Source organism: Kribbella rubisoli (assembly GCF_004217145.1).
In the GTDB taxonomy this organism is placed as follows: Bacteria; Actinomycetota; Actinomycetes; order Propionibacteriales; family Kribbellaceae; genus Kribbella; species Kribbella rubisoli.
This window is the reverse complement of record NZ_SHKR01000002.1, coordinates 88,070-109,741: the sequence shown is the minus strand read 5'-3', so window position 1 is coordinate 109,741 and position 21,672 is coordinate 88,070. Positions and strand designations below refer to the sequence as shown.

The 21,672-nt window shown below is 68.5% G+C and carries 21 protein-coding genes; 6 read left to right on the top strand and 15 right to left on the bottom strand.

The window, feature by feature from the left end; genetic code table 11:
• The first annotated feature begins 74 nt into the window (after positions 1-74).
• From EV645_RS42095 to EV645_RS01475, 3 genes are read left to right on the top strand one after another with little or no spacing between them, the layout of a single operon-like run.
• Positions 75-254 carry a hypothetical protein gene (locus EV645_RS42095; protein ID WP_198681413.1) on the top strand — a complete coding sequence of 60 codons (180 nt, stop codon included), beginning with the start codon at positions 75-77 and terminating at the stop codon, positions 252-254.
• Positions 251-1,591, top strand: a complete 1,341-nt coding sequence (locus EV645_RS01480; protein WP_130438912.1) for a M28 family metallopeptidase — start codon at positions 251-253, stop codon at positions 1,589-1,591. The genes EV645_RS42095 and EV645_RS01480 overlap by 4 nt, the downstream gene beginning before the upstream one ends.
• Before the next feature lie 5 nt (positions 1,592-1,596).
• Positions 1,597-2,943, top strand: coding sequence for an HAD-IA family hydrolase (locus tag EV645_RS01475; protein ID WP_130438910.1), 1,347 nt, complete (start codon positions 1,597-1,599; stop codon positions 2,941-2,943).
• A gap of 140 nt (positions 2,944-3,083) precedes the next feature.
• On the opposite strand, the gene EV645_RS01470 is transcribed toward EV645_RS01475, so the two are convergent.
• The 3 genes from EV645_RS01470 to EV645_RS01460 all read right to left on the bottom strand — a co-directional run bounded on the left by EV645_RS01470 (position 3,084) and on the right by EV645_RS01460 (position 6,351).
• A complete protein-coding gene (locus EV645_RS01470; protein ID WP_130438908.1) occupies positions 3,084-5,015 on the bottom strand; it encodes a TIGR03960 family B12-binding radical SAM protein in 1,932 nt (643 codons plus the stop codon).
• Between the two features lie 72 nt (positions 5,016-5,087).
• Positions 5,088-5,834: a 3-oxoadipate enol-lactonase gene (pcaD, locus tag EV645_RS01465; RefSeq protein ID WP_130438906.1), complete on the bottom strand. Its 747-nt coding sequence runs from the start codon at positions 5,832-5,834 to the stop codon at positions 5,088-5,090.
• Between the two features lie 25 nt (positions 5,835-5,859).
• Positions 5,860-6,351 (bottom strand): DUF2000 domain-containing protein, encoded by a 492-nt coding sequence (locus EV645_RS01460; protein WP_157996988.1) that lies wholly within the window; start codon positions 6,349-6,351, stop codon positions 5,860-5,862.
• Here EV645_RS01460 and EV645_RS01455 point away from each other — a divergent pair.
• On the top strand, positions 6,350-6,799 hold the full coding sequence (locus tag EV645_RS01455) for an Lrp/AsnC family transcriptional regulator (RefSeq protein ID WP_130438902.1): 450 nt from the start codon (positions 6,350-6,352) through the stop codon (positions 6,797-6,799). The two genes, EV645_RS01460 and EV645_RS01455, sit on opposite strands and share 2 nt — an antisense overlap.
• A gap of 1 nt (position 6,800) precedes the next feature.
• Here EV645_RS01455 and EV645_RS01450 read toward each other — a convergent pair whose 3' ends face one another.
• From EV645_RS01450 to EV645_RS01400, 11 genes are all read right to left on the bottom strand, one after another.
• Positions 6,801-7,688 (bottom strand): sigma-70 family RNA polymerase sigma factor, encoded by an 888-nt coding sequence (locus EV645_RS01450; protein ID WP_198681412.1) that lies wholly within the window; start codon positions 7,686-7,688, stop codon positions 6,801-6,803.
• Positions 7,637-8,068, bottom strand: a complete 432-nt coding sequence (locus tag EV645_RS01445) for a carboxymuconolactone decarboxylase family protein (protein ID WP_130438900.1) — start codon at positions 8,066-8,068, stop codon at positions 7,637-7,639. Before EV645_RS01445 ends, EV645_RS01450 begins: the two co-directional genes overlap by 52 nt.
• A gap of 67 nt (positions 8,069-8,135) precedes the next feature.
• Positions 8,136-8,867, bottom strand: a complete 732-nt coding sequence (locus EV645_RS01440; RefSeq protein ID WP_130438898.1) for a hypothetical protein — start codon at positions 8,865-8,867, stop codon at positions 8,136-8,138.
• A 62-nt stretch (positions 8,868-8,929) separates the two neighbouring features.
• The gene (gene rodA / locus EV645_RS01435) at positions 8,930-10,096 is read right to left on the bottom strand and encodes a rod shape-determining protein RodA (protein ID WP_130438896.1); all 1,167 of its coding nucleotides are present in this window, start codon (positions 10,094-10,096) and stop codon (positions 8,930-8,932) included.
• Between the two features lie 10 nt (positions 10,097-10,106).
• On the bottom strand, positions 10,107-12,161 hold the full coding sequence (gene mrdA / locus EV645_RS01430) for a penicillin-binding protein 2 (RefSeq protein WP_130438894.1): 2,055 nt from the start codon (positions 12,159-12,161) through the stop codon (positions 10,107-10,109).
• A gap of 76 nt (positions 12,162-12,237) precedes the next feature.
• Complete coding sequence (mreD, locus tag EV645_RS01425) at positions 12,238-12,768, bottom strand: rod shape-determining protein MreD (protein ID WP_130438892.1); 531 nt, start codon at positions 12,766-12,768, stop codon at positions 12,238-12,240.
• Positions 12,769-12,772: 4 nt separating this feature from the next.
• A complete protein-coding gene (gene mreC / locus EV645_RS01420) occupies positions 12,773-13,711 on the bottom strand; it encodes a rod shape-determining protein MreC (protein ID WP_130438890.1) in 939 nt (312 codons plus the stop codon).
• Positions 13,712-13,721: 10 nt separating this feature from the next.
• Positions 13,722-14,750: a rod shape-determining protein gene (mreB, locus tag EV645_RS01415; RefSeq protein ID WP_277876961.1), complete on the bottom strand. Its 1,029-nt coding sequence runs from the start codon at positions 14,748-14,750 to the stop codon at positions 13,722-13,724.
• A gap of 148 nt (positions 14,751-14,898) precedes the next feature.
• Positions 14,899-15,309: a nucleoside-diphosphate kinase gene (gene ndk, locus EV645_RS01410; protein ID WP_130438888.1), complete on the bottom strand. Its 411-nt coding sequence runs from the start codon at positions 15,307-15,309 to the stop codon at positions 14,899-14,901.
• Positions 15,310-15,312: 3 nt separating this feature from the next.
• Complete coding sequence (locus EV645_RS01405) at positions 15,313-15,675, bottom strand: DUF4233 domain-containing protein (protein WP_130438886.1); 363 nt, start codon at positions 15,673-15,675, stop codon at positions 15,313-15,315.
• Positions 15,675-17,033, bottom strand: a complete 1,359-nt coding sequence (locus EV645_RS01400) for a bifunctional folylpolyglutamate synthase/dihydrofolate synthase (RefSeq protein ID WP_130438884.1) — start codon at positions 17,031-17,033, stop codon at positions 15,675-15,677. The genes EV645_RS01405 and EV645_RS01400 overlap by 1 nt, the downstream gene beginning before the upstream one ends.
• 74 nt (positions 17,034-17,107) lie before the next feature.
• On the opposite strand from EV645_RS01400, the gene valS reads away from it, so the two are divergent.
• Together valS and EV645_RS01390 are read left to right on the top strand one after the other, a co-directional pair.
• Positions 17,108-19,651, top strand: a complete 2,544-nt coding sequence (gene valS, locus EV645_RS01395) for a valine--tRNA ligase (protein ID WP_130438882.1) — start codon at positions 17,108-17,110, stop codon at positions 19,649-19,651.
• Positions 19,652-19,900: 249 nt separating this feature from the next.
• Positions 19,901-20,665 (top strand): hypothetical protein, encoded by a 765-nt coding sequence (locus tag EV645_RS01390; protein WP_242000136.1) that lies wholly within the window; start codon positions 19,901-19,903, stop codon positions 20,663-20,665.
• 11 nt (positions 20,666-20,676) lie between these two features.
• On the opposite strand, the gene EV645_RS01385 is transcribed toward EV645_RS01390, so the two are convergent.
• Positions 20,677-21,603, bottom strand: coding sequence for an AEC family transporter (locus EV645_RS01385; RefSeq protein WP_130438880.1), 927 nt, complete (start codon positions 21,601-21,603; stop codon positions 20,677-20,679).
• Between the last annotated feature and the right edge of the window lie 69 nt (positions 21,604-21,672).

The following is a 21,672-nucleotide window of genomic DNA, read 5'->3' as shown; positions in this document are numbered from 1 at the left end:
AGGAGGACCACGACGGGATCAGCGTCTACCGCCACGACGACTTCGCCTTCCCGCCGGCCCGTGGCCGGCGGGGGGTGGAGTTCCGCCCGGACGGGACGTTCGTACCGCTGCAGATCGGCCGCGGTGACGCCCCCTCCCCCGGTCCGCCGGGCCGCTGGGACACCACCGGCCACCTGCAACTGCCGGACGGGACCGGGCGGATCGTGTCCTCGGCGCCCGATCGACTCGAGATTGCTTGGCAGGACCAACAATGAATGTGCGCTATCTCGTCGTACCGACCGCGGACGCCGCCGACGGCGCGCGGTCCGCACGGTTCGGGGACAAGACCCTCCTCTGGGTCCCGGCCGAACAACGCCTCGGCCGGGCCTCCCGAACCGTTCCCGGTCTGCTGCTGGTGACGCAGGTGGGCCGGAGTTTCCAGGACGACTACCCCGATGTCACGCTGCTGCTCGATCACGGCCGGCATCTGGTCATCTCGTCGGCCGACAGACCCCGTCGGCGATCCAACCACCACTGGCGGATCGAAGCGCTCCGCCCGAACACGACGATCGTCGACCATCCGAAGGCCTCCGCGGCGCGGGTCGACCCGGCCGTCGCGGATCTGGTCGGCGCCGTGTCCACGACGTCGTACCAGAACGACCTGACCTGGCTGGCGAGCCTGCCGACCAGGCATTCGCTGAGTACGACGTTCACGCAGGCGATGGACTTCGCGTCGGACCGAATGGTTGCCCTCGGCTACCAAGTGACGCGGACGCCGATCACTGTCGGCGCGGGTCACTCGGCGGACCTGATCGGCGATCGGGCCGGTGCCGGCAGCAATCGGCAGTTGGTGATCGTCACCGCGCATCTGGACTCGATCAACATCGCGGGCGGTCCGGCCGCGGCGGCTCCAGGTGCGGACGACAACGGCAGCGGTTCGGCCGGCGTGCTCGAGCTCGGCCGGCTCCTGTCGACGCGGCTTTGGCAGCACGACATCAGGCTGATCCTCTTCGGTGGCGAGGAGGAGGGTCTGTTCGGCAGCAAGCAGTACGTCGCAGCGCTGCCGCCGGCGGAGCGGTCACGGGTCCGCGCCGTACTCAACATGGACATGATCGGGACGAAAAACTCGGCCGCTGAAGGTGTTCTGCTGGAGGGCGCACCGGTGTCGTCGAGTCAGATCGCGGACCTGTCGACCGCGGCTGCGACGTACACGGGGTTGACGGTCGAGACGTCGCTGAACCCGTTCGCCAGCGACCACGTCCCGTTCATCAACGCTGGTATACCAGCGGTTCTGACGATCGAGGGGGCGGACAGTGCGAACGGCCACATCCACTCCGCCAACGACACGTTGAACTTCATCGACTGGTCGCTGGCCGCGGAGATCCTCCGGATGAATATCGCCGCGCTGGCCGGCTGGCTCGAACCGGCCGCCGTACAGCGCCGTCCGCAACCAGCCGGTTCGGTGGTCTCCTCGGGACCGGGCCGGATCGACGTGTTCGCGGTCGGCATGGATTCCGCCTTACACCACAAGGCTTTCGACGGAACCTGGCACGATTTCGAGTCTCTAGGAGGCATTGTCCAGGGGGTGTCCACCGGACACCCCCTAAGCTGACAGGTATGTGGAGCCCGAATGCGCGTGACATTGGCGGACTTCCGACGCGGTACGGCGTACCGACACGTGCGCGGGCTCTGCTCCGCAGTGAGTGCATCGACGCCACCGGCCTGCCTGCGTTCGAGGAGGTGGGCGCCGGGCTCGTGCTCGATCTGCGGTCCGATTGGGAGTTGAAGCAACCACATCCGCTGGCCGGAGATTTGGTATACCAACGGATCCCGTGGATCGACCCGGCGGCCGAGGCGACTCGTGATCCGGCCGCCGAGCCCGGGCTGGTCGACGTCTACCGCAACAGCCTGACCCGGAACGCGGCCCACGTCGGCAGGATCTTCACCGCAATCGCCGAGGCACCGGCGGATCAGCCGGTCGTCGTACATTGCAAGTCCGGCAAGGACCGGACCGGGCTGACGGTCGCGTTGCTGCTCGACCTCGTCGGCGTACCCCGCTCGGATATTGCCGCCGATTACGCGATCAGCGAGACGAACCTCGGCCTGCAGGATGCGCCGGCCCTCTCCCGATCGCATCCGGACACGATCCTCGGGTCGCTCTCGTACGTCGACGAGCGCTACGGCGGGGTCCGCAGGTACCTCGCCTGGCTCGGACTGAGCGAGACGCAGATCCACCGGCTCGCGGCACGGCTGGTGCCGACCGACGTACAGGCGATCGTGTTCGACTTCGACGGCCTGCTGATGGACACCGAGACGACGATGGTCGAGAGCTGGCAGACCGAGTGGGCGTACCACGGTCTCGAGCTCGACCTCGACGGCTTCTGGCCGGGACACGGCGGAGACGTCAGCGAGGACCGGTACGCCGTACTCGCGGCGGCCGTCGGGAGCGGGTTCGACCGCGCCGAGAGTCAGGCCCGCCGGCTCGCCCATCGGGACCGGATGCACGCCGACCTCGACTTCCGGCCGGGGATCCGGGATTGGATCTCGTCGGCTCGGGAGCTGGGGCTTCAGGTCGCGATCGCGAGCAGTTCACCGCGGAGCTGGGTCGTCGGCCACCTGGAGCGGGTCGATGCAGTCAAGCTGTTCGACGAGATCATCACCGGCGACGAGGTCGCGAAGCACAAGCCCGATCCGGCGATCTACCAGTTGGCCTTGGAGCGGATCGGCGTACCCGGTTCAGCAGCGATCGCTGTCGAGGACACTGCACACGGCGTCGCGGCCGCGCAGGCCGCCGACATGTTCGCAGTCGCCGTACCCAACCCATTCGTCACGCCCGCTGCGGTGGCGGCAGCCAATCTGGCCCTGAGCAGCGCCAACGACCTGTCACTCAGCGACCTGCTGCTCTCGGCGGGCTCGCGGACCGATGGTCGCGCCGCCGGCACAGTCTCCGACCGCAGCCTGTGATCTGACCACGGCGCACTACTCCGGCTCGACCACGGCCGTCTGAGGGGTCAACCCCTCAGACGGCCGGTTCGCCTACCGGTATGCGCGGCGCCAACCGGCAACCTCAGGGGTTGACCCCTCAAACGGCCGAACGGGAGGGGTCAGACGACAGACAGCGGCAGGAGTTTCTTGCCTGTCGGGCCGGTCTGGATCTCGGTGCCCATCTGAGGACAGACGCCGCAGTCGAAGCACGGGGTCCAGCGGCAGTCCTCGACCTCGATCGCGCCGTCCTCCTCGAGCGAGTCCTGCCAGTCCTCCCACAACCAGTCCCGGTCCAGGCCCGAGTCCAGGTGGTCCCACGGCAGTACTTCGGCGTACTCGCGCTCCCGCGTCGTGTACCAGGCGAGGTCGACCGGCTCGTCGGCGAGCGCCTTCTCGGTCGCCGCGAGCCAGCGGTCGTAGGAGAAGTGCTCGCTCCAGCCGTCGAACCGGCCGCCGTCGCGCCAGACCGCCTCGATCACGCGGCCGACGCGGCGATCGCCACGGGACAGCAGACCTTCGATGATGCCGGGCTTGCCGTCGTGGTAGCGGAAACCGATCGCCTTCGCGTACCCCTTCTCGGACCGGATCGCCGCGGCGAGCTTGGACAGCCGCGCGTCGGTCTCCTCGGCGCCGAGCTGCGACGCCCACTGGAACGGGGTGTGCGGCTTCGGCACGAATCCGCCGATCGACACCGTGCACCGGATGTCGCGCCGGCCGGACACCTCGCGACCGGTCTCGATCACCCGCTTCGCGAGGGTGGCGATCGCCAGCACGTCCTCATCGGTCTCGGTCGGCAGGCCCACCATGAAGTACAGCTTCACCTGCCGCCAGCCGTGGCTGTACGCCGCCGCAACCGTGCGGATCAGGTCCTCCTCGGTGACCATCTTGTTGATCACCTTGCGCATCCGGTCCGACCCGCCCTCGGGCGCGAACGTCAGACCGCTGCGCCGGCCGTTGCGGGAGAACTCGTTGGCCAGCGTGATGTTGAACGCGTCGACCCTTGTCGAAGGCAACGACAGCGAGACGTTGCTGCCCTCGTACCGGTCGCCGAGGCCCTTCGCGACGTCCGCGATCTCGCTGTGGTCGGCGCTCGAGAGGCTCAGCAGACCGACCTCTTCGAACCCGGTCTGCTTCAGGCCGTTGTCGACCATGTCGCCGATCGTCGTGATGCTGCGCTCACGCACCGGGCGGGTGATCATGCCCGCCTGGCAGAACCGGCAGCCGCGGGTGCAGCCGCGGAAGATCTCCACCGAGAAGCGTTCGTGCACGGTCTCGGCCAGCGGGACCAGCGGCTTCTTCGGGTAGGGCCAGGCGTCGAGGTCCATGACCGTGTGCTTCGCCGTCCGGAACGGAACGCCTTGGCGGTTCGGGGTGACGCGCTGGATCCGGCCGTCGGCGAGGTACTCGACCGTGAAGAACTTCGGGATGTAGACGCCGCCCGACTTCGCCAGCCGCAGCAAGACCTCGTCCCGACCGCCCGGACGGCCCTCGTCCTTCCACTCCCGGATCACCTCGGAGATCGCGAGCACGATCTCCTCGCCGTCACCGAGCACCGCGGCGTCGATGAAGTCCGCGATCGGCTCCGGGTTGAACGCGGCATGCCCGCCGGCGAGCACGATCGGGTCCTCGTCGGTCCGGTCGACCGCGTGCAACGGGATGCCCGCGAGATCGAGCGCGGTGAGCATGTTCGTGTACCCGAGCTCGGTCGAGAACGACAGCCCGAACACGTCGAACGCCTTGACGGGACGGTGCGAGTCCAGCGTGAACTGCGGGATCGCGTTGTCCCGCATGATCTGCTCCATATCCGGCCAGACGGAGTACGTCCGCTCGGCCAGGATGTGGTCGCGCTCGTTCAGCACCTCGTACAGGATCTGCACGCCCTGGTTGGGCAGGCCCACCTCGTACGCGTCCGGATACATCAGCGCCCACCGCACGCTGACCGTATCCCACTCTTTGCTGACCGAGTTCAGCTCACCTCCGACGTACTGGATCGGCTTCTGCACGCTCGGCAGCAGCGCCTCCAGGCGCGGGAACAGCGATTCGACAGTCATAAACACTTCCAGTCAGCGATCAGAGCGCCTACCAGCCTAACGCCGAGCCTCCCGTACGCCGGAATCGCGCACTCAGGCGAGGTGGGCGAGGAGCAGGGGGTTGATGGTGTCGGAGTGGGAGTAGGTGACCAGGTGGGCGGCGTTCTCGATGATTTCGAGGTGGGCGCCGGGGATCTCGGAGGCGAGGGGTACGACGGTTTCCGGCGGGACGGATTGGTCCGAGTCGGTGGTGATGAGGAGGACCGGGGCGGTGATGTCCTTGAGGCCGGGGAGGAGGTTCAGCGCGCTGACCGCCTCGCAGCAGGCGGCGTAACCCTCGTCGGAGCAGTCGAGGAGCATCTGCCGGACGGGCTCGAGGTCTTCCTTGAAGTCGGGGAGGAACCAGCGGCCGAGGGTCGCGTCGGTGATCGACTGGGTGCCTTCGGCGCGGACCTGCGCGGCGCGGTCGGTCCACACCTCGGGGTTGGCCGCGGTGTTGGACGGCGGGCAGATCGCCACCAGGCGGTGGAGTCGCTCGGGCGCGTGCTGCGCCAGCCACAGGCCGACAGAGCCGCCGAGCGAGATTCCGACGTACGACGCCTGCTCGATCTCGAGGGTGTCGAGCAACTCCACGACATCGCCGCCGAGGTCGTCGATCGTGTACGGGCCTTCGGGGACCTCGGACTCGCCGTGGCCGCGATGATCGAACGCGATCACCCGGAACCGCTTGGCGAGCACGTCCACCTGTGGCGCCCACATCGTCTGATTCGCGCCCAGGGACGAGCCGAGCAGCACCACGGGCGCGTCAGCCGGACCGGTCTCCACGTAGTTGAGTCGCATGCAGCCACCCTACGAAGTCGGCAGGCTAGCGGTAGAGACCCAGAGCTCCGGTGAGCGAGTCCACGGCTGCGCGCGGGCCGTAGAGGGCCAGACCCAGGTAGGTGATGTCCTCGGGTTTGGTGCCGGCCAGGGTCTCGGACATCTGGTCGTAGGTGCGGGCCTTTTGGGCGGCCTCGTGCATGTCGTGGACGGTGACGTCCGGTCGGGCCGCGGCCTGGCTGCGAAGGTCGTGGAGCTGCTCGACCGTGCCTCGCAGTACCGGGATCGGGTAGGCGCACATGCCCGTGTGGACTTCGCCGGAGGCGTCGACGGTGTCGGGGCCGACCACGCTGTCGTGGTGGTGGCCGAGGCCTACGCCGAGCAGGGCAGCCGTGTTGAGGGCCACGCCGATCGGCGTCTCGGCGGCGATGACCACGACCATCTTGTTCGTCAGCACGGTGGCAAAGCTAGCCGGACGCACGGCGCCGTACTCCGTGATCCGAACATCGTTCGGCAGATCTGCAAAACTTCGTGTCATGGACGAACTTGATACGGCGCTGCTGCGGATGCTGCAGAACGACGCCCGGCGGACCAACCGGGACATGGCCGCGGAGCTCGGGATCGCGCCGTCGACGTGTCTCGAGCGGATCCGCGGGCTGCGCGACCGCGGGGTGATCCGCGGGTACCGGGCGGAGGTGGATCTGCAGGCGATCGACCGGTCCACCCAGGCGATCATCTCGATCAAGCTCCGGCCGCAGGCGATGGCGGTCGCGACCGCGTTCCAGGACTACGTGATGCAGCTCCCGCAGACCCTGGACATGTTCATGGTCTCGGGCGCCTCGGACTTCCTCGCCCACGTCGCCGTCAAGGACACCCAGGCCTTGCGCGACCTTGTCCTCGCCCTGGCCAAACGCCAGGAGATCGCCGACATCCGCAGCTCGGTCGTCTTCGAACACCACCGCCGCACGACGATCATGCCGCTCTGATCTACGAACGCCGCTGATCGTCCAGGGCAGACAACTTGGCCGGACTGGCGACGACCCGGATGCCTGCGATCTGGCCAGCATCGACGTCCAGCACCAGGACGTGGCGTCTGCCGTCGATCTGAACGTCCAGGGCCGGACCGGTGACCAGGTCGAGCGGTACGACGCTCAGCGCGGGGCGACCGTAGATGTGGGTGAAGAACTGGGCCACCTTCGCGCGCCCGACTACCGGCTTGCGTGCCGCGCGGCGTACGCCGCCGCCGTCAGTCCACGAAGTGACGGAATCCTTCAGCATCGCCTCCAGCCGGACGAGGTCGCCGTCGCGGGCAGCCGCGACGAAGTCGAGCAGGAGCCGCTGCTGCTCCTCGATCGTCGGTTCGAACCGCGCTCGATCCAGGTCGAGCCCTTGGACTGCGCGGCGGTGGAGTTGGCGGCAGTGTTCCGGCGTACGGTCGAGGATCTCGGCGATGTCGTCGTACGGGAGGGTGAAGGCGGTGCGCAGTACGTAGACAGCGCGCTGCGGCGGAGTGAGTCGCTCCATCAGGTGCAGGAGCGCCATCGAGAGGTCCTCGAGCTCCAGCGCATCCGCGGAGACCGGCTCTGGCAGCCACTCGCCGGCGTAGCTCTCGCGGCGCGCCTGCCTGGTGCGGAGTACGTCGACGGACAGCCGCGTCACCACCCGGGTCAGGTAGCGACGCGGCTCGGCCACATCGGTGCGGTCGGCGGCGGACCAGCGGACGTACGCGTCCTGCAGCACGTCCTCGGCGTCGTGCCAGCTGCCCAGCAGCCGGTACGCGAGGCCGGCGAGCATGCCGCGCGCAGACTCGAACTCCTGCAGGATCAACCGGCCAGTTCCGGCTGTCTCCGGGTCGCGACGTTCAGACGGGTCCACAGGTTGATGGTGCCAATCGCGAGGAGCACGTTCGCAGCCCCCTCCTGACCGAAGTGCTCGACCACCGCGTCCCAGACGTCATCCGGTACGCCGTGACGCTCGAGCACTGTGACCGCATCGGTCAGGGCCAACGCGGCACGCTCCCGCTCGTCGTAGAACGAGGACTCGCGCCAGGCCGCCAGCCCGAACAGGCGCTGGCTGCTCTCGCCCTCCTTCAACGCGTCCGTCGTGTGCATGTCGAGGCAGTACGCGCAGCCGTTGAGCATCGACGCCCTGACCTTGATCAGGTGCAGCAACGTGTGGTCCAGAACGCCTTGCACATAGTTCTCCACGCCGTACACGGCCCGGAAGCCGGCCGGCGAGACCTTCCTGAAACTCATCCGCTCTTCCATGCCAACACGACGGCGGCACACGACGCCGGCGTGACAGTGACCGGTGTGACTCCGGTCACGCAGGCTTGAGGACCTGCCGCGCCTTCGTGACGGCTGCCTCGGTCGCCGGCTCGAGTTCGCCGCCCTGGCCGGCGAGCACGCCGACGGAGATGATCACGTCGCCGACGCCGGTGACGGCCGCGGTGTACTCGAGGCCGCGCTTGGGCCCGCTGGTGCCGGTGAGCTGGAACGCGAACGGCTTCGTGCCGTACGCCGGGGCGGTGATCTTCTCGACCTTCATCGAGGTGTTGCCGGCGCCCTCGGTCTTCAGCGTCACCTTGGTGCAGGAGTCGACGGCCTTCGCGTACGAATCGCGCAGGTCGTCGACCTCGGCGGCGGTGCCCATCGAGTCGAGGCCGTAGTCGATGTACGGGCCTTCCTGGCCGCCGGTGAAGGTGCGGGTCACGCTCGCCTTCGACCCGGGAGCCTTGGTGGCGTTCAGGTATTTGACCAGCGTCTTGCAGCGGCTGCTCGACGACGAGAACGGCTTCGAGCCGTTGTCGGCTTCGTCCTTCTCCTGGGAGAACCCGCTCGGCAGGTCGTTGAGCTCGAGCAGCGCCTTGGTCAGCTCGTCGGCCGTCCGGGTCACCGGCACGGTCGACGTGGACGACGGCGCGCTGGGCGTCGAGCTCGGGGTGGGCGTGAGCGCCGTACCGGCGTCCTTCTTGTCGTCATCTCCGCCGCAGGCGGTGAGGGACAGCGTGAGGGCGGCGGCGAGGGCGAGCGGGAACGACACGTACCTGGTCATGGTGCCTCTCGGACTGGACTGAGGAGCGCGCTGGGAGCGTACCTGACGTGTCAGCTCCTCGGTCAGTAGCGGTGGGACCTCAGGTGAATGTTCTGCAGCAGGCCGACGGCGAGCAGGCAGGCGAACATCGAGGAACCGCCGTACGACACGAACGGCAGCGGGAGGCCGGTGACCGGCATGATGCCGAGCGTCATGCCGATGTTCTCGAACGCCTGGAACGCGAACCAGCAGACGATCCCGGTCGCAACCAGCCGGCCGAACGCGTCCCGCGCGTTGATCGCGATCCGCAGCCCGCGGAACAAGATCACCGCGAACAGCACGATGATCGCGCCGGCGCCGATCAGCCCGAGCTCCTCCCCCGCGACCGTGAAGACGAAGTCGGTGTGTTGCTCGGGGACGAACGCGTTCTGGGTCTGGCCGCCGTGGAACAGTCCCTGCCCGAAGACGCCGCCGTTCCCGATCGCGATCCGGGCCTGGTTCACGTTGTACCCGATGCCTTGCGGATCCGACGACGGATGCGCGAACGCGATGAAGCGGGAGATCTGGTACTGCTTCAGGATGTGCAGCTTGATCGCGATCGTCGCGACAAGCACGCCCGCGGTGAGCAGACCGAGCATCCACCGTTTAGGCACGCCGGAGACCGCGATGATCCCGAACACGATCGAGCCGAGCACCATCACCGTGCCGAGGTCGGGCTGCAGCATCACCAGGATCACCGGGAGCGCGGCGACCGCTACCGCCTGCGCGACATCGACGGTCCGGGCGTTCTCATTGCGGTCGGTCTCGCCCTTCTCCGCGATCAGCAGCGCCATCCCGACGATCACCGCGAGCTTGGCGAACTCGCTCGGCTGGATCGACATGAACGGCAGCTGGATCCACGACCGTGAGCCGTTGATCGTCGAGCCGACGCCGGGCACGAGGACCAGGATCAGTCCGACGATCGAGGCGGCGTACAGGACCGGGGCGAGGATGCGGACCCGGCGATGGTCGGTGACGGCGGCGCCGATCGCGAGGATCAGGCCGATCGCGAAGTTCAGCGCGTGCCGGACGAGGAACGCGTACTGGTTGCCGTCGGTCAGTGAGGTCCGGTTGTGGGTCGCGGACCAGATCAGCATCGCGCCCAGGAACGACAGCGCGACGACGGCCAGCACGAGGACCCAGTCCACCTGCCACACGGTCGACCGCCGGTCCATCCGCGATCGCATCCGGATCGGAGTCAGGGTTGCCATCTGCGCGCCCTCACTGCTTCGGCTTCTCTTGCCCGGGCGGCGGCGCCGGCTTGATGTTGTACAGCGTCTCGTAGATCTTGCGGACCGCGTCACCGCCGGCGCCCGAACCGGTTCCGGCCTGGCTGATCATCATCACCACGGCATACCGATCGGTGTACGACGCCAGCCAGGACGTCGTCTGCTTGCCGTAGACCTCGGCCGTACCGGTCTTGGCGCGGACCGGGATCTTGTCGAGCGGGAAGCCCTGGAACTTCCAGGCCGCCGTGCCGCTGATCGTGGTCTGCTTCAGCGCGGTGTCGATGTACTTCAAGGTGTTCTTCGCGACCGGGAGCTTCGCCTTCACCGCCGGCTTGATCTCGTGCGGCTTGCCGTTCGCGCCGACCCACGACTGGACGACGCGCGGCTCGAAGAGGGTGCCGCCGTTCGACAGGGCGGAGTACACGGTCGCGAGCTGCAGTGGGGTGACGGTGGTGTCGCCCTGGCCGATCGCGAAGTTCACCGCGTCACCGGCGCGGTACTTGTACCCGTCGACGCAGAACTCGCGGGCGAACTGCTTGAGGAAGGCTGACGTGCCGGCCGGCGGATTGGCCGACAGCTTGCAGTAGTAGTCCTTCATCGAGTCGTAGTACGTCTTCTTCCACTGGCGGTCCGCGATCCGGCCGGTCGCCTCGCCGGGCAGGTCGATCCCGGTCGGCTTACCGAGGCCGAACTTCTTCGCCATCTCGACCAGCGGGTCATACGTGCTGATGTCGCTGGAGTTGCCGCCCTCCTTCAGCCAGAGCGCATACGCGACCCGGTAGAAGAACGTGTCGCAGGACAAGGCCAGCGCCCGGTCGAAGCCGATCATCCCGTAGGAGGCCGACTCGTAGTTCTTGAACCGGCGGTTGCCGACCTCGAAGTACGACGAGCAGTCGAGCCGGGTCTTCGTGCTGTATCCGGCGCTCAGCGCGGCCGAGGTCGTGATCGGCTTGAACGTCGAGCCCGGCGCCAGCTGGGCCTGCAGCGCGCGGGAGACCAGCGGCGTGCCCGACTTCGTCGAGTACAAAGCGTCGAGCTCGCGCTGGCTGATGCCGCCGACCCACACGCCCGGGTCGTACGTCGGGTAGCTGGCCATCGCGACGACCCGGCCGGTCTTGGTGTCCATGACCACCGCGGCACCGGAGTCGGCCACGTACTTCTTGTGGGTGACCGGGTCGGTCTGCTTGCGCGCGGTCATGATCGCGCTCTTCAGGTTGGCCTCGACCGACGCCTGGATCCGCGCATCGATGGTGGTCACGAGCGTCGCGCCCGGGACCGGCGCGGTCTGCTTCTTGATGCCGGTGGTGTACCCGACCGCGTCGACGATCACGTCCTTCTCGCCGGGCGTGCCGCGCAGCAGCTTGTCGTACGAACGCTCGATGCCGGCGCGACCGACCAGGTCGGACCGGTGCGGGACCGAGTCCTGCCCGGCCTTGTCCATGTCCTCGAGCTCTCCGGTGGTGATCGGCGACAGGTACCCGAGGATGTGCGCCGCGTTCACCTTGTACGGCTCGGGGTACGCGCGGAGCGTCTGCGAGTCGGCGGCGATCCCCGGGAAGTCCTCGCGGCGCTCCATCACGTCGATCGCGACCTGCTCGCTGACGTCCTTCGCCACCGGGATCGGCTGGTACGGCGTGCCGTTCCAGCAGGCAGGTGGTTTGGACGCGCCTGGCTCGCCGCACAGCATCGTGCGGGCTTTGAGGTCGGCGGGCTTCTGGCCGAGCACCTTCGCCAGGCGAGAGAGGACGACGTTCTGCTGGCTGTCGGGGAGTTTGGCGAGCACGGACCGGTCGACCGTGATCATCAGCGAGACCCGGTTGCCGACCAGCGTCCGGCCCTGCGAGTCGACGATCGTGCCGCGCGGGGCCGGGATCAGGACCTGCCGGATGTGCTGGGCGGTCGCGGCCTGGGTGTAGTCGGCGCTCGACATCACCTGCATGTACCAGAGACGGCCGAAAAGCGTGCACAGCAAGGAGAAAACCAGCACTCCGATCACGAACAACCGCAATCGGGCCTTCAGCGGGGCCTCGAAGCCGTCCAAGCTCATCCACGTCCTCGCTTCGCTCCGGGCGCGGATGAGGCACGAGACGCGCTGTGCTTGATGATGAACTCGCTTCGCTCGTTCACGGCGCGACTCGCCGCTCGCGGGCGGGTTGGACGCGGCCCATGATCCACATGACCAGCGGAATCACCACGATCGCGCCGACCACGTCGTACCCGGCGGCGATGCCGAGGCGGACGCCGAACTCGCCCCAGTCGACCGACGGGTCGTGCAGCAGCGAGCCGGTCGCGCTGTAGATGAAGAACGAGACCGCCGTCCCGAGCACGACCGTCAGCGCAACACCGAGCGGACCGACCGGCCCGCTGGAGGTCTCGCGGCGGATCAGGCCGGCGACGTACCCCGCGATCGCGAGCGCCAGGGCCCAGCGGCCGGCGGTGTGGTCCGCCGGCGGCACGACGTCCAGCAGCAGGCCGCCGACGAATCCGGCGATCGCGCCCCACTCCGGCCCACGGGACAGCGCGAGTGCGATCACGACGATCAGCGTGAGGTCACACGTCACGCCGGCGACCGCGATGTTGGTCAGCACGGATGTCTGCACGGTCACGGCCACCATCAGGAAGAGGGCAGCCAGGCCGATGCGTAAAGCGATCACGGTGTCAGTTCCCCTTCCCTGGTAGTGGGGCTCGCGGTGGGCGGGCGGGTGGTCCGGTGACCACGCCGACAGTGTCGATCCGGGTCGGGTCGACGTACGGCTTGATGGTTGCGGTGGATCCGAGGGAGCCTTCGTTCGGCGTCACGGAGGTGACGACGCCGATCGGGACACCCGGCACGTACGGCGCGTTGCCGCTCGAGCCCCAGGTGACGATCCGGTCCCCGACCTTGGGCCGGGCCTTCGGGTCGACGAGCTTGTAGTCGAGGGTGCCGGCCACGTCGCCGCGCCCGGAGACGAAGCCGAGCGCCATCGACGAGTTCAGCCGGCCGCCGACGGTCGAGTTGCGGTCGCCGATCAGCAGCACGGTCGCGGTCCCCGCGGTGGTGCGCACCACCCGGCCGACCAGACCGGTCCCGTTCATCACAGTCATGTCCGTGTGCACGCCGTCCGCCGTCCCGGCGTCGATCGTGACCGTGTGGCTGAACGTCTGCGCGCCACCGATCCCGATCACCCGGGCCGGCGTCATCGTGTACGCCGGCGCGACCTTGAGCAGCTTGTCCAACTCCTGCGCCCGGTTCCGGGCGTAGTCGGAGGTGTTCAGCTCCTGGGTCAGATTCTCGTTGTCCTGCTTGAGTTTTTCGTTCTCTGCTTTCAACCTATCCATTTCCGCGAACCGGTCGCGGAGATTGTCCACAGGCTGCCGGGCCGAGCTCGCGGTCGACTCCAGCGGGCCGAACACGCCGGCCGCGGCCTCCCGCAGCGGCTCGACCGGCGAACCGGCCGAGCGGCGGGCGTCGAGCACGATCAGCGTGAAACAGGCCAGGATCACCAGCACCAGCACGGTCCGGCGGCGGCGGATCTGACGCGGCATGCCGGTCGCACGGAGCGGGGCGCCTGCCGAACGGATCGCGCTGCGGGCCGGGGTACCGAGGTCTTTGAGCATCGGGTGGACCTCAGCGCCGGTTGTCGGTGACCAGGATGCGGTTGAGGGTCTCGATGTTGTCCACGCACTTGCCGGCGCCGAGGACGACGGCGTCGAGCGGATTCTCCGCGACGTGGATCGGGATGCCGGTCTCGTGCCGCAGCCGCTCGTCCATCCCCTTGAGCAGCGCGCCGCCGCCGGTCAGCACGATGCCGCGGTCGACGATGTCGCCGGCCAGCTCCGGCGGGGTCTTGTCCAGCGTCGCCTTGACCGCGTCGACGATCGCGGTGATCGGCTCCTCGATCGCCTGGCGCATATCTGCCGAGGAGACCTTCACCGTCCGCGGCAGGCCGGAGACCATGTCGCGGCCGCGGATCTCGCTGTCCGGGCCGTCGGTGGTCGGGAACGCCGACCCGATCGTCATCTTGATCTGCTCCGAGGTCGCCTCGCCGAGCAGCAGCGAGAACTCCTTCTTGCAGTAGTTCACGATCGACTTGTCGATGGCGTCGCCGGCCACCCGGATCGACTGGCTGGTGACGATGCCGCCGAACGAGATGACCGCGACCTCCGTCGTACCGCCGCCGATGTCGACGACCATGTTGCCGGTGGCGTCGCGGACCTCGAGGTTCGAGCCGAGCGCGGCGGCCATCGGCTCCTCGATGATGTAGACCTTGCGGGCGCCGGCCATGTACCCGGCGTCACGGACCGCGCGCTGCTCGACCGCGGTGATCCCGGACGGGACGCAGACGACGATCCGCGGCTTCGCGAAGTACCGCCGGCGGTGCACGCGCTGGATGAAGTACCGCAGCATCTGCTCCGCTGCGTCGAAGTCGGCGATCACGCCGTCCTTGAGCGGCCGGATCGCGGTGATGTTGCCCGGTGTCCGCCCGATCATCTTCTTCGCCTCGTGACCGAACGCGACCGCTTCGCGCGGGTCGTCCGTCCTGGTCGCGACCACGGACGGCTCGTTCAGCACGACGCCCCGCCCACGCACATACACCAAGGTGTTCGCCGTTCCGAGGTCGACCGCCATGTCGCGGCCGAGCATGCTGTTCGCCACCGCGGCACCTCCCACTCGACCCCAACTCAGGCTAAGCGCCGCCCGCGCAAAGCCCGTGGACCGACACGACCGGTCCGTCCGGCACGTATCGTATCCGCTTACTCACCTGGCGTCCGCACTGGCCTCCCGAGCGCGAACGGCCTTGTGATCAAGGCAGGTCGGGGAACCAGATCTTGATCTCGCGGCTCGCGGACTCCTCGGAGTCGGAGCCGTGGACGAGGTTCTCGCGGTTCGACAGCGAGAAGTCGCCGCGGATGGTGCCGGGCGCGGCCTTGCGGCCGTCGGTGGCGCCGTTGGCGGCGCGGATGACCTCGATCGCCTCGTCACCCTCGAGCACCATCGCGACCAGCGGGCCGCTGGTGACGAAGTCGCGCAGCGGAGGGTAGAAGGCCTTCTCGACGTGCTCGGCGTAGTGCTGGTCGGCCATCTCGCCGTCGATCGTGCGCAGGTCCATCGCGACGATCCGGAGCCCCTTGGCCTCGAACCGGCCGAGCACCTCACCGACCAGGCCGCGGCGGACCGTGTCGGGCTTCAGCAGGACGAGGGTGCGCTGCGACATCTGTCAACTCTCTCTCGAATTTGTCTGGGCCGCCGAGCCTAACTGCTCGTGCGCTTTCTTGGCCTCTTCGATGCGGCGGCCGAGGACGATCGCGGCGACCCAGAAGGCCGCGAACGCCAGGCCGAGGACGAACATCACCGAGACGACGAAGCCGAGTCCGACCGCGCCGACCTGGACCACCGAGCCGAGCACGTACCCGACCTGGAACCGGAGCAGTCCGGCCGCGAGGATCGCGAGCACGGCAAGACCGAGGCAGACCGGCACGGCGACCGCGGGCCGGATGTCGGCGACCGAGATCATCACCGGCGTGACGAGCGCGAGCACGATCGACTCGAACCCGAGCACGATCGATGCGAGCGACCTCATTACTCCTCGCCCTTCGGCTTGCGGACCAGCAGCGCGCGGGCCTCGCCGGCAGTAATGACAGAGCCGGTGATCAGTACGCCGCCGCTGCCGAACGCGACCGAGTTCTCCTCGGCCAGCCGGATCGCGTCGTCGATCGCGTCGATCAGGTGCGGGCGGACCACCACCCGGTCCTCGCCGAACACCTCGGCCGCGAGCTCACCCAGCTCCTCGGCCGGCATCGAGCGCTCGACGAAGCTGTTCCGGGTGCAGACGATCGTTTCCATGATCGGCTCGTAGGCCTCGAGGACGCCGTACACGTCCTTGTCCTTCATGCAGCCGAGGACGCCGATCAGCGGCTGGAACTGGAACGCCTCCGAGACCGCGGCCGCGGTCGCCTCGGCGCCGTGCGGGTTGTGCGCGGCGTCCACGACGATCGTCGGGCTCTGCCGGACAACCTCCAACCGGCCCGGGCTGGTGACCTCGGCGAACCCGGCCTGCAGCAGCTCGGTGGTGACCCGGCCCTCGGTCTCGGGGCTGGCGCCGAGCAGCGCCTCGACCGCGGCGACGGCGGTGGCGGCGTTGTGCGCCTGGAACTCGCCGTGCAGCGGGATGAACAGCTCGTCGTACTCGCCGCCGAGGCCCTTCACCGAGATGACCTGACCGCCGACCGCGAGCGTGCGGTTGACGACGCCGAACTCGATCCCTTCGCGGGCGACCTGCGAGCCGACCTCGGCGGCCCGGCGGAGCAGGACCTCGAAGACCTCCAGGCTCTGCTGCGACATCACCGTCGTACCGCCGGCTTTGATGATGCCGGCCTTCTCGCCGGCGATCGTGACCGGATCCGCGCCGAGGATGTGCGCGTGGTCGACGGCGATCGGCGTGATCACCGAGACCGTTCCGTCGGCGACGTTGGTCGAGTCCCACGACCCGCCCAGACCGACCTCGACCACCGCGACGTCGACCGGTGCGTCCGCGAACACGGCGTACGCCATGCCGGTCATCACCTCGAAGAACGTCAGCGGGTGCTCCTGCTCGGCGTCGACGACGTCGAGGTACGGCGCGATCTCGGCGTACGCCTCGACGAAGCGCTCCTCGCTGATCGGCTCGCCGTCCAGCGTGATCCGCTCGCGCACAGACTCCAGGTGCGGGCTGGTGAAACGGCCGGTCCGTAGCCCCGCCTCACGCAGCAGGGTGTCGATCATCCGGGCCGTGGACGTCTTGCCGTTGGTCCCCGTCAGGTGCACCACCGGGTAGGCCTTCTGGGGGTCGCCGAGCAGCTCGACGAGCCGCCGAACCCGGTCCAGGGAAGGCTCGATCTTGTGCTCCGGCCAGCGCGCCTGGAGCAGGGCCGACACGTCGGCATAAGAGAGGTCGCTCATCAGAATGCTCAGTCTAGGTGGGGGGTGTGGATAAGCGTTCGGAGCACCCCTTGACAACCACTACGATTGTGCGCATGAGCCAGACGTCCCGCGTTCCAGACAAGCCCACCCTCGAAGGCCTCGAGGAGAAGTGGGCTGCCGTATGGAAGGAGCAGCAGACCTACGCCTTCGACCGCACCGCCGAGCGGGCCGACGTGTTCTCGATCGACACGCCACCGCCGACGGTCTCCGGATCGTTGCACGTCGGGCACATCTTCAGCTACACCCATACCGACCTGGTCGCGCGGTTCCAGCGGATGCGCGGGAAGAAGGTCTTCTACCCGATCGGGTGGGACGACAACGGCCTGCCGACCGAGCGCCGGGTCCAGAACTACTACGGCGTCAAGTGCGACCCCTCGATGCCGTACGACGCGGACTTCACCCCGCCGGCCAAGCCGGACCCGAAGAAGCAGATCCCGATCGCCCGGCAGAACTTCGTCGACCTGTGCGGTGAGCTCACTCATATCGACGAGCAGGCGTTCGAGTCGATGTGGCGGACGGTCGGCCTGAGCGTCGACTGGGAGCACCTTTACACCACGATCTCCGAGGACTCCCGGCGTACGTCGCAGCGCGCTTTCCTACGCAACTTCGCCCGCGGCGAGGCGTATCTGGCCGAGGCGCCGACCGTCTGGGACGTCACGTTCCAGACCGCTGTCGCGCAGGCCGAGATGGAGGCCCGGCCGTATCCGGGCGCCTACCACCGGATCGCGTTCCACGGCGCCGACGGGCCGATCTACGTCGAGACCACCCGGCCCGAGCTGATCCCGGCCTGTGTCGCGCTGATCGCCCACCCCGACGACGACCGCTACAAGCACCTGTTCGGGACGACCGTGAAGTCGCCGCTGTTCGGCGTCGAGGTCCCGGTCCTGTCCCACCCGGCCGCCGAGATGGACAAGGGCGCCGGTATCGCGATGTGCTGCACCTTCGGCGACCAGACCGACATCCAGTGGTGGCGCGAGCTGCAGCTGCCGGTCCGGACCGTCATCGGCCGCGACGGCCGGTTCCTGCGCGAGACCCCGGCCTGGCTCGAGGACTCCGCGGAGCTGTACGGCGAGCTGGCCGGCAAGACCGTCTTCAGCGCCCGCGAGCTGATCGTGGCGAAGCTGCGCGAGGGCGGCGACCTGGACGGCGAGCCGAAGCCCACCGAGCGGATGGCGAACTTCTACGAGAACGGCGACAAGCCGCTCGAGATCGTCTCCACCCGGCAGTGGTACATCACCAACGGCGGCCGCGACGAGGGGCTCAAGCAGGAGTTCCTCGAGCGCGGCGAGGAGCTCGCCTGGGTCCCGGAGCACATGCGCCACCGCTACCTGAACTGGGTCGAGGGGCTGAACGGCGACTGGCTGATCTCCCGCCAGCGGTACTTCGGCGTCCCGTTCCCGGTCTGGTATCCGCTGGACGCCGACGGCGAGCCCGACTACGCGCACCCGCTGATGCCGGCCGAGGCCGAGCTGCCGATCGACCCGACCTCGCAGGCACCGCGGGGGTACGACGAGTCCCAGCGCGGCAAGCCGGGCGGGTTCGAGGCCGACCCCGATGTGATGGACACCTGGGCGACGTCGTCGCTCTCCCCGCATATCGCCTGCGGCTGGGAGCGCGACGACGACCTGTTCCGGCGTACCTTCCCGATGGACCTGAACACGCACGCGCACGAGATCATCCGCACCTGGCTGTTCTCCCGCGTCGTCCGGGCCCACTTCGAGAACGGCACGCTGCCGTGGGCGCGGTCGATGATCTCCGGGTTCGTCGTCGACCCGGACCGGAAGAAGATGTCGAAGTCCAAGGGCAACGCGGTCGTCCCGACCGAGATCCTGGACAAGTTCGGCGCCGACGCGGTCCGGTGGCGCGCGGCGATGGCCCGGCCGGGGATGGACTCTCCGTTCGACGAGTCGCAGATGAAGGTCGGGCGGCGGCTCGCGATCAAGGTCCTGAACGCGTCGAAGTTCGTTCTCGGGTTCGGGGCGACGACGGTCGACACGTCCGCGGTCACCGAGCCGGTCGACCTGGCGATGCTGCAGCGGCTGCGTTCGGTCGTCTCCGATGCGACGGCGGCCTTCGAGCGGTTCGACTACACCGGTGCGCTGGAGGTCAGCGAGCGGTTCTTCTGGACGTTCTGCGACGACTACGTCGAGCTGGTCAAGGAGCGTGCGTACGGCGGTCAGGGTGACGCCGCCGCAGCCTCCGCGAAGGCGGCGCTCGCCGTTGCGTTGTCGGTCCAGTTGCGGCTGCTCGCGCCGTACCTGCCGTTCGCGACCGAGGAGGTCTGGTCGTGGTGGCAGGAGGGTTCGATCCACCTGACCAGCTGGCCGCAGCCGGATGTCGATCTCGCGGTCCCGGCGCAGGAGCCTGAGGTTCTGGACGCGGTGTCGGAGGTTCTCGCGGGGATTCGCGGGGCGAAGTCCGAGGCGCAGGTCTCGATGAAGACCGAGGTCAGCAAGGTCGAGGTCACCGGTCCGGCCGCGCGGCTGGAGCTGGCCGAGCGCGCCGAGCCGGACCTGCGCGCCGCGGGCCGGATCACCGGCGAGATCGTCTGGCACGCCGACGACTCCGAAGCAGTCAAGGTCGTCGCCGCGCTCTGACACGTCTCCCGGTGCCCGACACCCGGTGCTCGTCTGCTGGTGCCCGTCTCCGGCGGAGGCGGGCACCGGCGCGTGTCGCCGTGGAGGCGGGCACCGGCGCGTGTCGCCGTGGAGGCGGGCATCGGCGCGTGTCGCGGTGGAGGCGGGCGCCGGCGCGTGTGGCGGAACGACTACCCTGCGAGATCGGTTTGTGCTGATGTGGAAGCATCGGGTCCGAACCCCGCGACCGAACGTCCGAGGAGCCAACCCATGAGCGACCCCACCACCCCGGCGGATCCGACGCCGGCGGAGGAGGCCGTCACCACGGCCGACGCCGGCGCCGACACCGCCGAGCTGGCCGCCGTCCCGGCCACGGCCGAGAAGCCTGCCGGGGCCGAGAGTTCTGCCGGGGCCGACAACCCGGCCGGGGCCGTGATGACTGTTGGGGAAACGGCTGGGGACACGAAGGCTGATGGCGCGGCCGGGCAGCCGAGGAAGAAGTGGTGGCGGCGGATCAAGGTCCGGGGGCCGTGGGTCACGGTCGCGGCGGCGGTCGTCGTGCTGCTCGCGTTGGCGTTGCTCGGGTACATCTGGGGTCTCGGGCCGCTCAACCGGCTGAACACCGAACGCGGGATCACCCCGCCGGCGAAGCTGGCCGGGCTCGACCGGATCACCGACAAGACGATCCGCGACCAGGCCGGCCTCGACCAGACCCGAGAGGCGTTGAGCCGGATCAACAACGGCAAGCAGGTGACGGTCGAGGCGTACGGGAGTCTCGACGGCGATCGCCTGTTCGTGATCATCGCGCTGCGCGGCAAGGTCGACATCGACAAGACCGTCGCCGACTCCGGCGCGACCCCGGACAAGATCAAGAAGATCGGCAAGTCGACCTGCGTCGAGTCGTCCGGCAATCTGCCGACCCAGTGCTACCGCGGCTCGAACACCCTCACGGTCATCGCCCAGTCCGCGAACGAAGGCGTCAACGTCGACAAGGTCGAGCCGGTCGCCGAAGAAGCCTTCAAAGCCATGCGCTGACCGGCGCTGACTCAGGCCAGAAGTCCCGCGATCAGGATCATGACCGGGATCGACAGCAACGTGCTCAGCAGGACGGCGCTCCGCGCGAGCGTCCGGCTCGCTCTGTAATGGACGGCGTAGACGTAAACGTTCTGGGCGGTAGGTAGCGCGGCCAGCAGAGTCGGGGCCAGTAGTGCGGGGCCGTGGAGGTCCAGGACCCAGCGGGCGATGGTGTAGGCGACCAGTGGTTGCACGAACGTCTTCAGCAGCACCGCGAGTACGACGTCCCGCCGCAACGTGATCGAGTCCTTCGTCCCCGCGCTCAGGCTCAACCCGTAAGCGACCAGCGCAACCGGCACCGCCGCGGCGGCAACCAGGTCGATCGGCCGCATCACGACCTCCGGCAATCGCACGCCCAGCAACGAAAACAGCAACCCGAGCAACGACGCCACGGTCAGCGGATTGCGGAACGGCCGCGTCAGCATGGTCTGCACCGACACCCGGCGCCCGCTCCCCTGCTGATCATGGTCCAGTACGGCGAACGCGATCGGCGCCATGATCACGACCTGGAACAACACGATTGGCGCGACCAACGCACCGTTCCCCAGCACGTACGCCGCGACCGGTACGCCGAGGTTCCCGGCGTTCACGTACGACGACGCGAGCACGCCGATCGTCGCTTCCGACCGCGTGCGCCGCCAGATCGCGGCCGCCACGACGAGGAACACGACCTGGACCACGAACAGACTCAGCAGGTTGGTGACCAGCACGACCGAGAAGATCGCCCGCAGATCCGCCCGCGCGACCGTGGTGAACAGCAGCGCCGGCGTCGCGACGAAGAACGCCAACCGGGACAGAACCAGCTCGTCCTGCGAACGCAGTACGCCGAGGAGGCCGACGACGTACCCGAGCACGGCAACCGCGACCAGCGCGCCGAACGCACCGACGACGGCGGACACCTCAGGAACTCAGCGGCTTGGACACGCTGAGATCGTATAGGAAAACGCTGTCTCTCAGCCGCGACGGTT

What these genes read in the sequence shown, in the direction of transcription:
- EV645_RS01440 (WP_130438898.1), bottom strand. Translation starts at nt 8,867, where the DNA reads ATGACCAGGTACGTGTCGTTCCCGCTCGCCCTCGCCGCCGCCCTCACG.
- pcaD (WP_130438906.1), bottom strand. Translation starts at nt 5,834, where the DNA reads ATGCGACTCAACTACGTGGAGACCGGTCCGGCTGACGCGCCCGTGGTG.
- valS (WP_130438882.1), top strand. Translation starts at nt 17,108, where the DNA reads ATGAGCCAGACGTCCCGCGTTCCAGACAAGCCCACCCTCGAAGGCCTC.
- EV645_RS01460 (WP_157996988.1), bottom strand. Translation starts at nt 6,351, where the DNA reads ATGACACGAAGTTTTGCAGATCTGCCGAACGATGTTCGGATCACGGAG.
- mrdA (WP_130438894.1), bottom strand. Translation starts at nt 12,161, where the DNA reads ATGAGCTTGGACGGCTTCGAGGCCCCGCTGAAGGCCCGATTGCGGTTG.
- EV645_RS01475 (WP_130438910.1), top strand. Translation starts at nt 1,597, where the DNA reads ATGTGGAGCCCGAATGCGCGTGACATTGGCGGACTTCCGACGCGGTAC.
- EV645_RS01400 (WP_130438884.1), bottom strand. Translation starts at nt 17,033, where the DNA reads ATGAGCGACCTCTCTTATGCCGACGTGTCGGCCCTGCTCCAGGCGCGC.
- EV645_RS01445 (WP_130438900.1), bottom strand. Translation starts at nt 8,068, where the DNA reads ATGAGTTTCAGGAAGGTCTCGCCGGCCGGCTTCCGGGCCGTGTACGGC.
- EV645_RS01455 (WP_130438902.1), top strand. Translation starts at nt 6,350, where the DNA reads ATGGACGAACTTGATACGGCGCTGCTGCGGATGCTGCAGAACGACGCC.
- rodA (WP_130438896.1), bottom strand. Translation starts at nt 10,096, where the DNA reads ATGGCAACCCTGACTCCGATCCGGATGCGATCGCGGATGGACCGGCGG.
- EV645_RS01390 (WP_242000136.1), top strand. Translation starts at nt 19,901, where the DNA reads ATGAGCGACCCCACCACCCCGGCGGATCCGACGCCGGCGGAGGAGGCC.
- EV645_RS01480 (WP_130438912.1), top strand. Translation starts at nt 251, where the DNA reads ATGAATGTGCGCTATCTCGTCGTACCGACCGCGGACGCCGCCGACGGC.
- EV645_RS01470 (WP_130438908.1), bottom strand. Translation starts at nt 5,015, where the DNA reads ATGACTGTCGAATCGCTGTTCCCGCGCCTGGAGGCGCTGCTGCCGAGC.
- EV645_RS01405 (WP_130438886.1), bottom strand. Translation starts at nt 15,675, where the DNA reads ATGAGGTCGCTCGCATCGATCGTGCTCGGGTTCGAGTCGATCGTGCTC.
- mreC (WP_130438890.1), bottom strand. Translation starts at nt 13,711, where the DNA reads ATGCTCAAAGACCTCGGTACCCCGGCCCGCAGCGCGATCCGTTCGGCA.
- ndk (WP_130438888.1), bottom strand. Translation starts at nt 15,309, where the DNA reads ATGTCGCAGCGCACCCTCGTCCTGCTGAAGCCCGACACGGTCCGCCGC.